Raw genomic sequence first — 14,014 nt, forward strand, 5'->3', positions numbered from 1 at the left:
TTGCGCTGACCGTTCCACCGTCCACGTCGATCGGCCCCCGCTGCGGCGGGGGTCGATGCCTGTCCGTCGCACATCGAGTCCGCCGCACCGCCGAGGCGGCCCAACCGTCACGTGGCGTGGTGCTCGTGGTGCGGTCGGGCGGCGTCCGCGACCTCCAGCGCCGCGTCACGCGCCACCAACTGCGCGAAGTCGGTCATGGCGAGTGAGGCACGCAACGACTCGCGTGCGGTGGCCAGCGGCTCGTGGACGACGCAGGCGTCCTGCCAGCGGCAGGGGCCACCCCGCAGCACGCACTCGCGGGCCGGCTCCTCCTCGGCGGCCTCGATCACTTCGAGCAGCGAGATCTCTCCGGGGGCGCGGGCCAGTGCGTAGCCGCCGCTGCGGCCCGCCACCGACACGACCAGGCCGGCGCGGACCAGTTCGGCCAGCAGCGCGGGAAGGAAGTTGACCGGGATGGCCATCGCCTCGGCGATCGCCCGGGTCGTACGTCGCCCGTTGCCGTGATGACGCGCGAGGTCCAGCACGGCACGCACGCTGTAGTCGGCCCGCTTGCCGAGGGTCAGCTTCATCCGACCTCCGCGGTCTCGCCGGGGCAGCGTATCCGTCGGCCCGTCGGGGCCTCCGGCGTCGTCACGCGTCGTCGGGGTGGGGCACGGGCCACAGGGCCGTCAGCAACGTGACGAGCGATACGACCGCCAGCAGCGTCCAGCCAGCGGCGGCCAGCGGCAGTCCGTCGCCGAGACGCGCAGCCCCCAGCGTGCAGGCCAGCACACCGGCCAGGACGAGCCCCGCCCGCGTCCGCGCGCCGACCTCGAGCCGGGCGATCAGCCGGTCGCGGGCGGCCGTGGTCCGACCGCGCAGCATCGGTGCGAGGTAGACGAGCGTGGCGAGGATCGCCTGGGCGAGCACGCCCGTGAGGACGGCGATCCCCAGGGCGTCGAGCCACCGCCAGGCACCGGCGGCCACCACCACGACGTCGGCGGCGACGACCACGGGGAACAGTCCCACCACGCCGAGCACCAGTGGCTGGGCCGCCGTCCGGTGCGGTGCCGCGGCGACGGCACGCGCCACCGGCACGCACACGATCGTGGCCCCGACCGCGTAGACACCGAGCGCGGCGGCGGCGACGACCCGGGCCGAGGCACCGGCCGAGCCCGGCAGACCGGTGGCCAGCAACACGAGGACGGCCACACTCAGGCCGGTGGCCCCGCGGCGCAGCCAGCGGGCGGCGCGCGCGTCCGCGCCCGGCTCGATGCGGGTACGGGCCATGGTCGGTCCGAAGAACACGAGGGTGGCCAGCAGCGTCAGTCCGCCCCAGCCGAGGACGTTGGCGTGCAGGTGGGCGATGCGGGCGCCGCCGTACCAGCTTCCGGCCAGCACACCGCTGCCGAGGAGCGCGCCGAGCACCGCGCCGTGGATGAAGGCACCGTGGGCGCGCTCGTAGATGCGCGCGATCCACCCGAAGCGGGCACCGACGGCGGCCCGCCGCATGGCGCGGATACGCCGGTAGGCGAGGAACACCGAGGTGGTGACCACCGTCGCGCCGGCGACCAGCAACCATCGGTGGCCGCCCGGCAGCCCGATCAGCACGCCGAGGACGCCGGTATTGGTGACCAGCGGCCACCACGCGGACCGCTCCCCCGTCGTGCGCGTGACCGTCCGACCGAAGTGTTCGCTGAAGGTCAGCACGAGGTTGGTCAGCACGCCCAGGGTGAACAGGTGCACCGCGAACCAACGCCCACCCGGCAGTACCTCGCCGGCGGCCAGCCAGACCAACAGCGCGAGCAGGTAGGCGAGTGCGAACAGGATGCTGGGTGCGGCCAGCCCGAAAGGCGAGCGGCCGCGGGGTCGGCCGCCGTGGCCGGGGGGCACGGTGGGAAGCGGCGTCTGCGGGCGGTTCACGGGGTTGCTCCGACTGGGCGAGCGATGGCCCACGGGGTCACGTCGACGGACAGACTGGTCGGGCACGGCGACGCCCGTCGTCGGGCCGGCCGGTTGGCGACCGGCCCGGACGACGGGCCGCGCGAGGGCGGACGGCGGCTCCATGACGTCTCCTCGCGGGTCGTGACATCGACGGGTGGGCCCAGCCGAGCAGGCTCAGCCGACGTCCAGGACCCCCTCCATCGTGGTGCGGTGCCCGGGGATGCTGCAGTAGAAGGTGTAGGTGCCGGACTCGAGGGTCACGGTGCCGCTCGCCGTCTCGCCGGGTGCGGCGTGGACCACCTCGGCATCGTCGAGCTCCTCGATCACGAAGTCGTGCTCGGCGGCCCCCACGTTGTCCAGGACGACGGTGATCTCACCGGCGCTCGCGCTCAGTTGCTCGGGCGTGAAGTACAGGTCGCCGGCTTCCACCTCGAGGGTCGCGCCGGTCGCGCCGCTGGCCGCGGGCGCCGCCGCCGGGGAACCGTCGTCGCCGCTGCAGGCGACCGCCAGGAGGGCGGCCGCGGTCAGGGCGGTGAGGGTGGTCCGTCTGCGCATCGGGTCGTGCCTTTCGTGGTCGGGATCGGACGGGCGGGATCGGAGGAGCGCGTGCCGGCAGCGAGTACGGGGCGAACCGCGGTCCGGGGGCAGTGCCGCCCCCGGACCGGGTCGTCGCGAGGAACTCAGTGGCCGGAACCGGCGCCCTCGGGGGCGTCGAAGACGGCCGGATCGGCGTCGCCGGTCACGTGGAGGATCCCGACCGCCCCGCCGTCGAGGGCGCGGGTCAGGGCGTGGTCGACCAAGACGTAGTCACCCGGCACGTCGAGCTCGAACTCGACGTAGGTCGCCCCACCGGCCGGGACGAGGGTGGTCTGCACGTTCTCGTTGATCAGCGAGCCGCCCTCGATGCTGGCGCGGTCGAAGACCTCGCCGATCACGTGGAAGCTCGACGTCAGGTTGGGGCCGCCGTTGCCGATGTAGATCCGCACGGTCTCGCCGACCTCGGCCTGCATGGCGTTGTCGCCGGCGAGCGCGCCCACGGCCCCGTTGAACACCACGTGCGTGGGGGCCTCGGCCATCATCTTGTCGACGTCGTAGGACAGCAGCCCGGCGGTGCCACGCGCCTGGGCGGTGTAGATCTCGCCCTGCATGACGTAGAACTCACGGTCGACCGCCGGCAGACCGCCTTCGGGCTCGACGACGATCAGGCCGTACATGCCCATGGCGACGTGCGTGGGGATGTGCGGGGTGGCGCAGTGGTAGACGTACACGCCGGGGTTCAGGGCCTGGAAGGTGAACGTTCCCACCTCCCCGGGGGCGAGCTGGGTGGCGCCCGCGCCGCCGCCGGGACCGTTGACCGCGTGCAGGTCGATCGAGTGCGGGTTCTTGCTGCCGTCGTCGTTTCGAAGGGTGAACTCCACCGTGTCGCCTTCGCGGACGCGCACCAGCGGGCCCGGCACCGAGCCGTCGAAGGTCCAGTAGGTGGTGGTCGAGCCGTCGGCCAGTTGGCCTTCGACCTCGACGGTGGTCAGTTCGACCTCGAGGGTGGTCGCCGCGCGGTCGCGGACGGGCTCGGGGATCGTGATTCCGTCGTGCGAGATCCGGTCCGCCGTGCGCGGGCCGGGTTCGAGCGCTTCGACCTCGGCCGCACCGACGGCGCTCGCGTCGGCGACCACGACGCCACCGGAGCCGGTGTCGCCGATGGCCAGGGTGACGGCGATGGAGGCCAGCACGGCCGTCACGATCAGCAGGAGCGCCCGGCCGCTGCCGAGCGTGGGTCCGGAGGGCGGGATCGGGGGAGCTTGGGACGGCTTCTCGCGAACTGGAGCCTGGCCGGTCATGGCGGTCTCTCTTGGTTCCGGCGATGACGCCAACCGTCATCACTTAGTAATTCAGTAAACGTTTATCGCGAGGCAACTCGATAGGGCCCTCCGGCCCTTTTCGGGGGACCGAAGGCGTGGCGCCGACTGGTGCGCCGACGGGCCGGCGGGCATCTGCCCGGCGACCGCGCTGCCCGCATCGCGGATGGGCGTCGCCATCGCCCCGGCTGCTTGACTGCCCCGGCATGGGATACGACGTCGCCACCATCCGTGCCAGCTTCCCCTCGCTCGCCGAGGGCGCCGCCCACTTCGACGGCCCCGGTGGGTCGCAGGTGCCCCGGCAGGTCGGGGAAGCGGTCGCCGGCACGCTGGTCGCCGCGATCGCCAACCGCGGCCGGCTCACCCCGGCGGAGCGGCGCGCCGACGGGGTGGTCGTCGAGGCACGCCGCGCCGTCGCGGACCTCGTCGGCGGGGAGTCCCGCGGGGTGGTCTTCGGCCGCTCGATGACCGCGCTGGCGTTCCAGTTCGCGCGCACGCTCGCGCAGGACTGGGGACCCGGCGACGAGGTCCTCGTCACCCGCCTCGACCACGACGCCAACATCCGGCCGTGGGTGCTGGCCGCTGAGGCGGCCGGGGCCACCGTCCGGTGGGCCGCGTTCGACCGCGACACCGCCGCACTGCCGGTGGAGGCCGTCACCTCGCTGCTGTCCGAGCGCACCCGCCTGGTGGCCGTGACGGGTGCGTCCAACCTCCTCGGCACCCGCCCAGACGTGGCGACCATGGCCGCCGCCGCGCACGAGGTGGGCGCGCTGGTGCACGTCGACGGCGTCCACCTGACGCCCCACGCGCCCGTCGACATGGTGGCGATGGGCGCCGACCTGTTCAGCTGCTCGCCCTACAAGTTCCTCGGCCCGCACCTGGGGGCCATGATCGGGGCGCCGGAGCTGCTGGAGACGCTGCGGCCGGAGAAGCTGTTGCCGTCCACGGACGCCGTGCCGGAGCGCTTCGAGCTGGGCACGCTGCCGTACGAACTGCTGGCCGGGACCACCGCGGCGGTCGACTTCCTCGCCGCGATCGCGGGCGAGAGCGGGCAGCGGCGCACCCGCCTGCTGGCCGCGATGGAGCTGCTGGAGGCCCACGAGACCGCGCTGGCGGAGCGGCTGGAGGCCGGCCTGGGCGCGCTCGAGCGGGTGCGGCTGCTCGGCCGTGCGCCCCGGCGCACGCCCACGGTGGCCTTCCTCGTCGACGGGATGGAACCCGGTGACGTGGCGCAGCACCTCGCGGACGCCGGGGTCAACGCGCCGGCGAGCCACTTCTACGCCATCGAGGCATCACGCTGGCTGGGGCTCGGCGACACCGGAGCCGTGCGCGCCGGGATCGCGCCGTACACCGACGACAGCGACGTCGACCGGCTGCTCGAGGCGATGCAGGACCTCGTCAGCCGCTGACGCGGCCGACGCCGTCGGCAGACGACCCCGACACGTACGGCGCGATCGCGGCGTACAGCACGTCGAGCGATCCGCCGTACGGGTGGCGCACCCGGTAGGCCGGGGTGCCGGCCATCGCCGCCGCCATCGGCGGACCGAGCCGTGCCTCCAGGTCGTCGAGCAGCGCGTTGCGGCGGTCGGGGTGGGCGAACCGGAATGCCCGGTAACGGTCGAGCAGTGGCCGCCACTCGTAGGCGTTGGCGTGAACCATTCGGCGCGCGAGCCGTGCGGGCGGCTCGCGCTCCACCCGGACGTCCGGCGCGGCGTGGCCCTCGACGAGGAACAGCACGTCGACCGGTGCCGTGACCGGACCGATCCGGTCCGGGAACCACGCCGCCGGCGGGCGGCTCACCCGGAGCTGGCGGCGCAGGGTCGGGAGCGCCTTGTGCAGCAGCGTGACCGGCTCACTGCGTGCCAGGCGACCTCTTGCCGTCGCCCTCGCGACCCACTCCAGGCCTGCGACGGCGCGGAAGAGTCGCCGCTTGCCGCCCGGCAGCGTGGCAGGGGCGATGCCGAGGTAGGGCAGCTGCCACGCGGAGACGCTCAATGACAGCGGGAGCCCCAGTACGGCGCTCCCGTCCGGGCTGAGCAGCACCCATTCGTCCCCCACGAAGCGGGCCCCGTGACCGACGAAGCCGAGCAGCGCCCCGGTCTTGCCACCCTTCGGCCAGCCCATGAACACGACGCCGCGCCCCTCGTGGACGACGGCGGAGCCGTGCAGCGGCACGTAGCCGCGCGCGAGGAAGGCGAGGCAGATCGCCTCGACCAGGAACGGCACCGCGGTCACGTCGCGGCGGCATCGGATCTCGGCCGTGCTGCCGAACTCGTCCAACGGCAGCCGGGCGAGCGCCCTGCCGTCCACCTCGTCGAGCACGAACAAGCCGGACTCGTCGACCGCGCACCAGCGTTGTCCGACGAAGCTCGGTGACGGCGGCGCGACGTCCGCGAACCGGACGACCAGGTCCGGATCGGCACCCGCGGCCGGCAGCAGGTAGCGCTGCCACCGTGTCGTGAAGCGATCCGCGAACCGCCACGGGGCGTCGACGAACCGGAGTGTGACGACGCCGTGGACCGACACGTCGAAGGTGCGCGTCCCCGGGACGGCGGCCGCCGTCTCGTCGTCGACCACGACGCCGGACACGGCCGGCGTCACGCCCGCGCCCCTGCCGGCACCGCCGAGGCCCGGCCGCCCACCGCGGCGACGTGGGTGCGCACCTCGGCGACGACCTCCTCCAGTGGCCGGGTGGCGTCGACGGTCACCACCCGAGCGAACTTGGGGGCTTCGGTCCGCAGCAACGTGCGCGCTCGTCGCAGCGAGTCCAGCGTGCCTTCGCCCTTGCGGGCGAGCAGCACCTCGGGCGGGGCGTCCAGGACGACGACGAGGTCGGGCGCCGGGAAGAGCGTCGCCAGGACCCAGTGGTAGATGCGGTCGGTCAGGCGCCGGTGCCGTCGGCCGGACGACGTCAGCGACTCCAGGAGGAAGTGCCGGTCGTAGAGGACGACGACCCCGCGCCGCTGGTGGACGGTCGCCACGGCCTGACGGAACGAGGCCTCCAACAGACGGTTCACCATGCGCAGGGTGGCTCCGAGCCGACCACGTCGGACCTTGCGGTGGGCGTTGTGGTGCGTGGAGACGAAGCCAGGGTCGGTGATCCCCTCGCGCTTCGCGACCTGGCGGTACGTGTGCAGTTTGAGGCGTAGGAAGAGGCGCGACCACGGCAGCGCCACGTTGCTGGACTCGATGTTGGGGCCCATGTAGAGATAGGCCATGGGGATCGGCGACGTGGCCACCAGTCGCCGAGCCACCGTGGTCTTGCCGGAGCCGTCCGCACCCGCCAACGCGATCGTCACCATGCCGTCTCCTTCGTCCTGCAGCGGCTTATCCGGGCCCGGCAGCCGGCGTCGCGACCGGCGGGACCGGCGGGACCGGCGGGACCGGCGGTTCCGGCGGGACCGCGCCGGTTGCCGGCGCGTCGCGCACCGCACCGCGCTCCCGCAGGGCGGTGAGGACCGCGCGCAGGAACGGACGCGGGTCGTCACGCGACGCGATGGCATGGGCCCGCGGGCCCTGGACGGAACGCCACCAGTCCATGACGTCGAGCTCCCCACGGCGCCAGTGATGGGCGGCAGCCTGCAGGTCCCGGACCGTGTGCACCCAGATCGTCGGCCCGAACCGCTGCACGCGTCCCGACGGCAGCGGGAGGCCGACGGCGTCGCAGTACATTGTGTAGAGCAGCGGTACGCCGGCTGCCTCCGCAGACGCCGAGCGGCCCGTCGGCCGGCCGACGTTCGCCTCGATGATCGCGTACTCGCCGGTCACCTCGTCGCGCTTGGTCTCGAGGTACGCCAGGCCGTGGTAGCCGATGCCGCCGAACACCCGCATGGTGAGGTCGACGGCGGCGTCGTCGCGCACTTCCTCGCTGGCGCAGGCCTGCCCGGTCCGCGGCGGCCACTGGCGGACCTTGCGCGTGGTGAAGACCACGGCGGCCTCGCCGTCACGGTCGAAGTAGGCGTTGCAGGTGACGTGGTTGCGGTCGCCTCCACGGATCAGCTGCTGGGCGAGCAGCACCTCCGCCCACGGCGCGAAGCGGTCGTAGTGGGCCAGCAGCTCGTCCGGACCGTCCGCGATCAGCGCCTTCGTCCTGGTGTGCCTCGACCATTCGCGCAGACGTACGGACGGCTTCAGGATGGCCGGATAGGTCAGCGCCTGCGCCGCGGCCTCCGCGTCGGCACGGTCGCCGAGCACGTGCGTGTCCGGGACCGGGAGTCCGGCCGCGAGGGCATACGCATGGAACGAAGCCTTGTCCAGCAGCGTCTCGACGGTCTCGTGCGGGGCGAGCGCGAGGCGGTACCAACGCGCGAGACGCTCGCGCTCGCGCGACACGATCAGCACGTTCTTGTCCTGGCACGGGAGCAGCACCGGTGGGTCGGCGAAGCCGGGCCCGAGCTCCTCCAGGCGGTCCACCAGCCCGGGACCGCCCGTGTCCGCGACGACGATCCGATGGCACACGCGCGTCGCGGCCGCGTAATGAGCGGCGTCCTTCATGATGCCGACGACGGCCAGGCCCGCCGCGGCGAGGACGCGCGCGGACTGCAGGCCCTGGAGACAGTCCAGCCCGACGACGACGACAGCCGGGCGCATGACCGCCTGGTTCGGATTCTCGGGTCCCACCGGTCACCAACCCCGTCCGAGGGCCCGACGCGGCCGGGCCCGTCCACCCCCGTGGACCGAACGGCGGTCGCGGCAGCCGGTGCTCCGTACGGCCGCGGTCGTCGATCATCGCGAAGTCAACGACCGGCCACCGGGAGCTGGAAGGGACGTGTGTCCCGACCCGAGAGGGGGGCGCGCCGAGGTGGCCCACGGGCCTTCGGAGGCGGGCACGGACGCGGCTCGCGAACGCGCCCGACGGCGGGCGGCCGTCAACTACCGTCGCCGCCGTACAGGAGGGGTGATGGTGAACGCGACCCCGCAGTGGTGGGTGGCCGCCTTCGAGCGGCTGGCCGACATCACCCCGGCCCGCATCGTCGTGCTCCGTGCGCCCGCGGGCGCGGCTCCGACGATCGAGTGGGCGAACCCCTCGGCGGCGCGGGTGCTGCACCGCGACCCGCGTGAACTGCCCGGTCTGACCGTCGTCGAGGCCTACGGTGAGCAACTCGGTGGTGACCTGGCCGCCCGCCTCGAACAGGCCCGCGCCGGCGGTGTGGACTTCGAGGCGGTCCGCGACCTGCCAGCGGGGCGACAGTCGGTACGCGCGTCGCTGCGCGCACTGCCCGAGGACCGGTTCGTGCTGTTCGCCCTGGACGTCTCCGCCGAACGCGAGGCCACCCGCCGTCTCGACAACGTCACGCGCGTCGCCGGCATCGGCGTCTACCACTGGAACACGGTGGAGAACACGGTGTGGTGGTCACCGGAGCTGTACCGACTGTTCGGCTACGACCCTGGCGAGGTCGAGGCGACCTTCGAGCGCTACCTCGCCGCCATCCACCCCGACGACGCCGACGCCGTCCTGGGCGCCCTCGACGCCGCCCGCGCCGGTCGGCAGATCACCCAGACGCACTACCGGATCCGGCGCCCGGACGGTGACGTCCGCAACATCGAGGACCGCGCCGAGTACACCTACGACGACGACGGCCGTCCGCTGTACGTGCTCGGCACCGTCCAGGACGTCACCGACCGGCTGGAGCTCGAGCGGCAGGCCGCCGCCCTGCGACGTGCCACCGAACGGCAACGCACGGCGCTGCAGGTGCACGACGAGATCGTGCAGGGCCTGACCTCGGCCTGGCTCGCCCTGCACCTCGGGGACACCGACGGTGCGCTGGAGGCGATCCAGCGCACGACCATCAGCGCCCAGGGCGTCGTGTCGTCGCTGCTCGCGGACGTCGCCGACGCGCGCGGCACCATCCGCCCCGGCGACCTCGTCCGCGAGGTCGAGACGGGACGCGACACCCACTGACTTGCGCAGGCCTGCCGCGGTGCGGGTCAGGAGCCGGCCGGCCGCAGCGCGATCAGCTGTCCGATGTTGACCCCCGGCCGGTTCGTCGCCGTCGCGCTGCGCGTCCCGGACGCCCCCGCCGCGGGCAGGATCTGGTCCGCGACTTCCAGGGCCAGCTTGTCGCGACCCTGGCCTTGTACGACGTCCGCACGCTCGACCATCTCCTCGGGCGGCTCCAGTCCGTTCGAGGCGTTGCTGGCCACGCTGAACGCCCCGACCAGCAGCCGGTCGGCCGCGGTGGTGGTCACGCTCGGCGCCGTGATGGTGGTCGACGAGGGGTTCGCCCGGCCGGCGTCGACCTCGACGGGCGCCGTCGCGTCGACCCCGCGGTAAGCGACGACGACCCCCGTCGCGCTCGCCGCCGCCGCGAACGCGAACGGATACACCGACGGTTCGTCGTCACCGGCGACCCGGTGGTAGGTGGCCTGTCGCAGCCCGCCGCTCGCGGCGTCCTCGCGGATCAGCGTCCACCCGGGTGCGGCGTTGACGGCCGCGCCGCTGACCGCGATCGTGGCCACCAGCACGTCGTCGGCTGCGACGCCTGTGGGACGGTCGACACGGATCTCGCGGGCGTCACGTGCGGTGGCTTCACTCACCGACCGCAGCACGATCCGGTCCTGCACGGACGTCTCGGCCGGTGGGGATTCGTTCCCGGCCGCGTCGACGGCCGTCACCCGGTAGTACGACGTCCCCGGTGGCGCGGAGACGTCGGTGAACGTCGTGTCCGTCACCGGCGAGTTCGTCAGCGCGTCGAAGGGACCCGCGGGCGCCTCTCCGCGGAGGACGTGGTAGCCGACCGCCCCGGCGGCGGCGTCCCACGACAGCAGTACCTCGGTGGAGGTGGACGTCGTGGCCAGTCCGGTCGGTGCGTCCGGCGGCGCCGCGTCGGTCGTGACCGTCCACCGGAACGTCGCCTCGGCGGCGTCGTCGCCGTCGCTGACCGTCACGGTGACGTCGTGGTCGCCGGCGCTGCCGACGGCGAGGGTTCCGGCGACCTCGCCCGTCGCCGGGTCGATCGACACGCCGCCCGGCAACCCCGCCGCGGCGTAGGTCAGCTCGTCCTCGTCGGGGTCGCTGGCCGTGGTCGCGAACGAAACGTCGTCGCCCTCACGGTCGGTGCGGTCCTGCGGCCCCGGGTCGAACGCGGGCGGCGAGTTGACGACCGTCACCTCCGCCGATCGCACCGGCTCGCTGGACGTCGTGCCGTCGGACGCCACCACCTCGACGGCGATGCGGTCACCCTTGTCTCCGTTGCCCGGTCGCGACAGGTCGAGCGTGTGGCCGGTCTCGTCATCCAGTGGGCTGTCGTTGCGCAGCCACCGGTAGGTATAGGTCAGCGGGCCGTCGCCGGTGGTCGAGACCGCCGTCGACAGGGTGTCGTCGGTGCGCGGCGCCGCGGGGGCCACGGTCACGTCGTCGATCACGGGGCCGGTCGGCGGTGTGGTGGTGGTCACGGTCCAGGTGAACGTCTGGGTCGTCTCGGCCGGCGGCGGCGCCTCCGAGGCGGTCGCGCCCCGGAACGTCAGCAACGAGCCGACCGCGATCCCGACGGTCCGATCGGACCACGACTCGGAGGTCTGGAACGACCCCGTCGTCGTCACGATCCGCTCGGCCACGGTCTGGCGACGCTCGCTGGTCAGGCGGCGGAAACCGTCGGTCCACGCGTCGTCGAAGCTGCGGGTGCCGTTGAGGCCGACCGACGCCAACAGGAGCTGGTCGTCCTGTCGGGTCGGCTGGGTGAGCCCGGTCGTCACGGTGCTCACGTCGTTGGCGACGTTGAAGGCGACCCGGTCGAGGACCTCGGACTGCACCGGATGGAGCCCGGCGTACTCGAAGATCGACAGGCTCATGAACAACGGCGCGCCGCTGGCGCCGAGCTCGACCTCGGTCGGTTCGTCGACGCCGGCGACCCGGTAGAAGACGACGGTCTCCGCGCCCTGGTTGGTCTCCAGGGCAAGCGTCCAGCCGGGCGGGATCGTCGGGGTGCGATTGGCGCCGTAGTGACCGAAGGCGACCAGGAGGTTGCCGGGCTGCGGGGTCCGCTCGAAGCTCACGGCGAGGGTGTTCACCCCGCTGAGGTCGTCGGCGGCCGACTGCACGCGCGAGATCGCCGCCGGCGGCGCCGGGCCGTCGGCCTCACCGTCGCTGACGGTGACCGCGACCTCGTACGGGCTGTCGGCTGCCGCCCCGGTCGCGAGCGTGCCGGTGATCGCCCCGGTGTCGGGGTCGATGGCGATTCCGGGCGGCAGTCCCTCGGCGCGGTAGGTCAGCAGGTCACCGTCGGGATCGCTCGCCGACGCCGACAGGCTGACCGTCGCCCCCTCGGGGTCGGTCCGGTCCGGGAGTTGCTCGTCGAACGCCGGCGGCGTGTTCACGATCGTGACGGCTGCGGAGGACACCGGCGCGCTTTCGAGTTGTCCGTCGGACGCGACCACCTCGACCGAGATGGCATCGCCCTTGTCGCCGTTGCCGGGCCGTGACAGGTCCAGGCTCGCGCCGGTCTCGCCGACGAGTTGCTCGCCGTTCCTCGACCAGCGGTGCTGGTAGGTGAGCTCGTCCCCGTCGGGGTCGGAGGCCACCACCGTCACCGTGAGGGTGTCGTCGGTTCCCGGCGCGTCCTGGTCGATCGTGACGGACTCGACGACCGGTGGCCGGTTCGGCGTGCCCGGGGGCGCGCCGCCGCCGCTCGAGCTCACCACCTGGCGGCGCAGGTTCAGCGCGTCGCCGCGGTCGTCGATGAGGATCGGCAGGTTCGACTGCGACGTGACCGGGAAGCGGGGCAGCGGCATCCGGGTGGTGTAGATGTTCTCGCTCGCCGGGTCGGTGACCTGGAAGACGCGCAGCGTCTCCCAGGCCTCGTCGCGCCCCTGGAGCGCGTCGATCGGCGCGTACCACAGATCGGCGTGGGTGCGCTGGGTGGTGCCGCCGGAAACGATGAGCAGTCGGGCGGAGGCGTCCACGGTGATGACCGGCCGCTTGGCGTCGTTGATGCCACGGTCGTAGCGCAGGATCACGTGCTTCAACCACCCGCCGCCGGCCTCGCGCTCGTACACGATCAGCTGTGGCCGCCGTGCCGAGCGTGCGTCGCCCAGCGGTTCGGTCTCGATCGTGATGAAGACCCGGTCCTCGAAGACGACCGCGGACAGTTCGTCGTCGGCGCGTTCGTCACCTTCCCAGTCCGGTAGCGACGCGGTCTCGTCGGTCCAGCTCGCAGGGTCCGCCCACTGGGACTCGTCCTCGTCGAGGTGCAGGAAGTGCACCCGCGCGTCCGGCGCCACGCCGTCCTCGGTCGCGGCGAATCCGACCCGCGTGCGGCCGTCCTGGGTGAACGTCACCCAGTGGCCCTCACCGCCGATGGCCGTGTCCTTGATGCGCACCGGCTCGGGCCAGGTGTCGCCGCCGTCGGTCGACCGCGAGATGAGGATCTCGCGGGTCTCGACGCTGTTCACCCCGGCCCACAGGTGGCCGTTGGGGGACTTGATGATCGTGACGCGCTTGCCGCCGCGCAGGCGGGTGGGGGCGTTCGCGCCGCCCGGTCGCCGCTGCTCGACGTAGCGGTCGGTGGTGGGGTCGTACGCGAACCGACGGAAGTTGGACGTCCCCGAGTTGCCGCGGGAGAAGAACACGTAGAGCAGCCGCTCATCGGCATCCCAGTAGGCGTCCGGCGTCCGCGCCGGCGCGTCCTCGACCTCGGTGACCGGCTCCGGTGTCTCGGCCTCCAGGCCGTACCACAGCCACCACGCGGACGAGCGGCTGGCGGGTGGTGACGCGGTGGGCAGGATCCCGTCCCAGCGCTGCTGGTACTCGTTCCACCACACGTTGCGCTGGTTGTTCTGGTGGTACTGCTGCCCACCGAGACTGCTGATGTCGGTCCCCACGACCGGCACGCCGTCACCGAGGGTGTTCTGCAGCACCGGGACGCTCTCGCCCGGTTCCGCCCACGCCGCGGCCGGTGCCGCCAGCAACGTCAACGTCACGACCAGCGTCGTGGCTCGGCACGTCAAGGCCCGCATACCCCGCATGGCTCCCCCTTCCGTGCGCCCACGCACGGATCGCTCCCGGACGGCATCGTCGACGAGAGGTCGGGCGCCGGATCGTCGGTGCGTGCGCTGATCACGCCCACGGGAACCGGGGCAGGGCCGACCTCGAATACGTCGAGGCGAGCTCAGCCGGCGGGCGGGTCGCTGTGGAACGGTGTGCCACCGAGCTTGCGACCTACCACGCCCGTCTCCCCCTCGCCCCGGACGATGCGTCCGACGACCCTACGGGAGCGGCAGGGACGCCACCCAGGACA

10 protein-coding genes are annotated in these 14,014 nt (G+C 73.1%); 2 read left to right on the top strand and 8 right to left on the bottom strand.

What is annotated here, in order from left to right; genetic code table 11:
* Positions 1 to 107 precede the first annotated feature (107 nt).
* The 4 genes from ACERM0_RS14210 to nirK all read right to left on the bottom strand — a co-directional run bounded on the left by ACERM0_RS14210 (position 108) and on the right by nirK (position 3,761).
* Positions 108 to 569 carry an Rrf2 family transcriptional regulator gene (locus ACERM0_RS14210; protein ID WP_373679272.1) on the bottom strand — a complete coding sequence of 154 codons (462 nt, stop codon included), beginning with the start codon at positions 567 to 569 and terminating at the stop codon, positions 108 to 110.
* 61 nt (positions 570 to 630) lie between these two features.
* Positions 631 to 1,902 (bottom strand): hypothetical protein, encoded by a 1,272-nt coding sequence (locus ACERM0_RS14215; RefSeq protein WP_373679273.1) that lies wholly within the window; start codon positions 1,900 to 1,902, stop codon positions 631 to 633.
* A gap of 195 nt (positions 1,903 to 2,097) precedes the next feature.
* Positions 2,098 to 2,478, bottom strand: coding sequence for a cupredoxin domain-containing protein (locus tag ACERM0_RS14220; RefSeq protein WP_373679274.1), 381 nt, complete (start codon positions 2,476 to 2,478; stop codon positions 2,098 to 2,100).
* 125 nt (positions 2,479 to 2,603) lie between these two features.
* Positions 2,604 to 3,761, bottom strand: a complete 1,158-nt coding sequence (gene nirK, locus ACERM0_RS14225; RefSeq protein ID WP_373679275.1) for a copper-containing nitrite reductase — start codon at positions 3,759 to 3,761, stop codon at positions 2,604 to 2,606.
* A 224-nt stretch (positions 3,762 to 3,985) separates the two neighbouring features.
* Between nirK and ACERM0_RS14230 the strand changes: the two genes are divergently transcribed.
* Positions 3,986 to 5,188 carry a cysteine desulfurase-like protein gene (locus ACERM0_RS14230; protein WP_373679276.1) on the top strand — a complete coding sequence of 401 codons (1,203 nt, stop codon included), beginning with the start codon at positions 3,986 to 3,988 and terminating at the stop codon, positions 5,186 to 5,188.
* On the opposite strand, the gene ACERM0_RS14235 is transcribed toward ACERM0_RS14230, so the two are convergent.
* From ACERM0_RS14235 to ACERM0_RS14245, 3 genes are read right to left on the bottom strand one after another with little or no spacing between them, the layout of a single operon-like run.
* Positions 5,178 to 6,380, bottom strand: coding sequence for a hypothetical protein (locus ACERM0_RS14235; protein ID WP_373679277.1), 1,203 nt, complete (start codon positions 6,378 to 6,380; stop codon positions 5,178 to 5,180). The genes ACERM0_RS14230 and ACERM0_RS14235 overlap by 11 nt on opposite strands.
* Positions 6,377 to 7,081 carry a hypothetical protein gene (locus ACERM0_RS14240; RefSeq protein ID WP_373679278.1) on the bottom strand — a complete coding sequence of 235 codons (705 nt, stop codon included), beginning with the start codon at positions 7,079 to 7,081 and terminating at the stop codon, positions 6,377 to 6,379. The genes ACERM0_RS14235 and ACERM0_RS14240 overlap by 4 nt, the downstream gene beginning before the upstream one ends.
* Positions 7,082 to 7,106: 25 nt before the next feature.
* Positions 7,107 to 8,369 carry a carboxylate--amine ligase gene (locus ACERM0_RS14245; protein ID WP_373679279.1) on the bottom strand — a complete coding sequence of 421 codons (1,263 nt, stop codon included), beginning with the start codon at positions 8,367 to 8,369 and terminating at the stop codon, positions 7,107 to 7,109.
* Positions 8,370 to 8,679: 310 nt separating this feature from the next.
* On the opposite strand from ACERM0_RS14245, the gene ACERM0_RS14250 reads away from it, so the two are divergent.
* Positions 8,680 to 9,681: a PAS domain-containing protein gene (locus tag ACERM0_RS14250; RefSeq protein ID WP_373679280.1), complete on the top strand. Its 1,002-nt coding sequence runs from the start codon at positions 8,680 to 8,682 to the stop codon at positions 9,679 to 9,681.
* Positions 9,682 to 9,707: 26 nt separating this feature from the next.
* Here ACERM0_RS14250 and ACERM0_RS14255 read toward each other — a convergent pair whose 3' ends face one another.
* Positions 9,708 to 13,724 carry a putative Ig domain-containing protein gene (locus ACERM0_RS14255; protein ID WP_373679281.1) on the bottom strand — a complete coding sequence of 1,339 codons (4,017 nt, stop codon included), beginning with the start codon at positions 13,722 to 13,724 and terminating at the stop codon, positions 9,708 to 9,710.
* Between the last annotated feature and the right edge of the window lie 290 nt (positions 13,725 to 14,014).

This window comes from Egicoccus sp. AB-alg2, assembly GCF_041821065.1.
Taxonomy (GTDB): Bacteria; Actinomycetota; Nitriliruptoria; order Nitriliruptorales; family Nitriliruptoraceae; genus Egicoccus.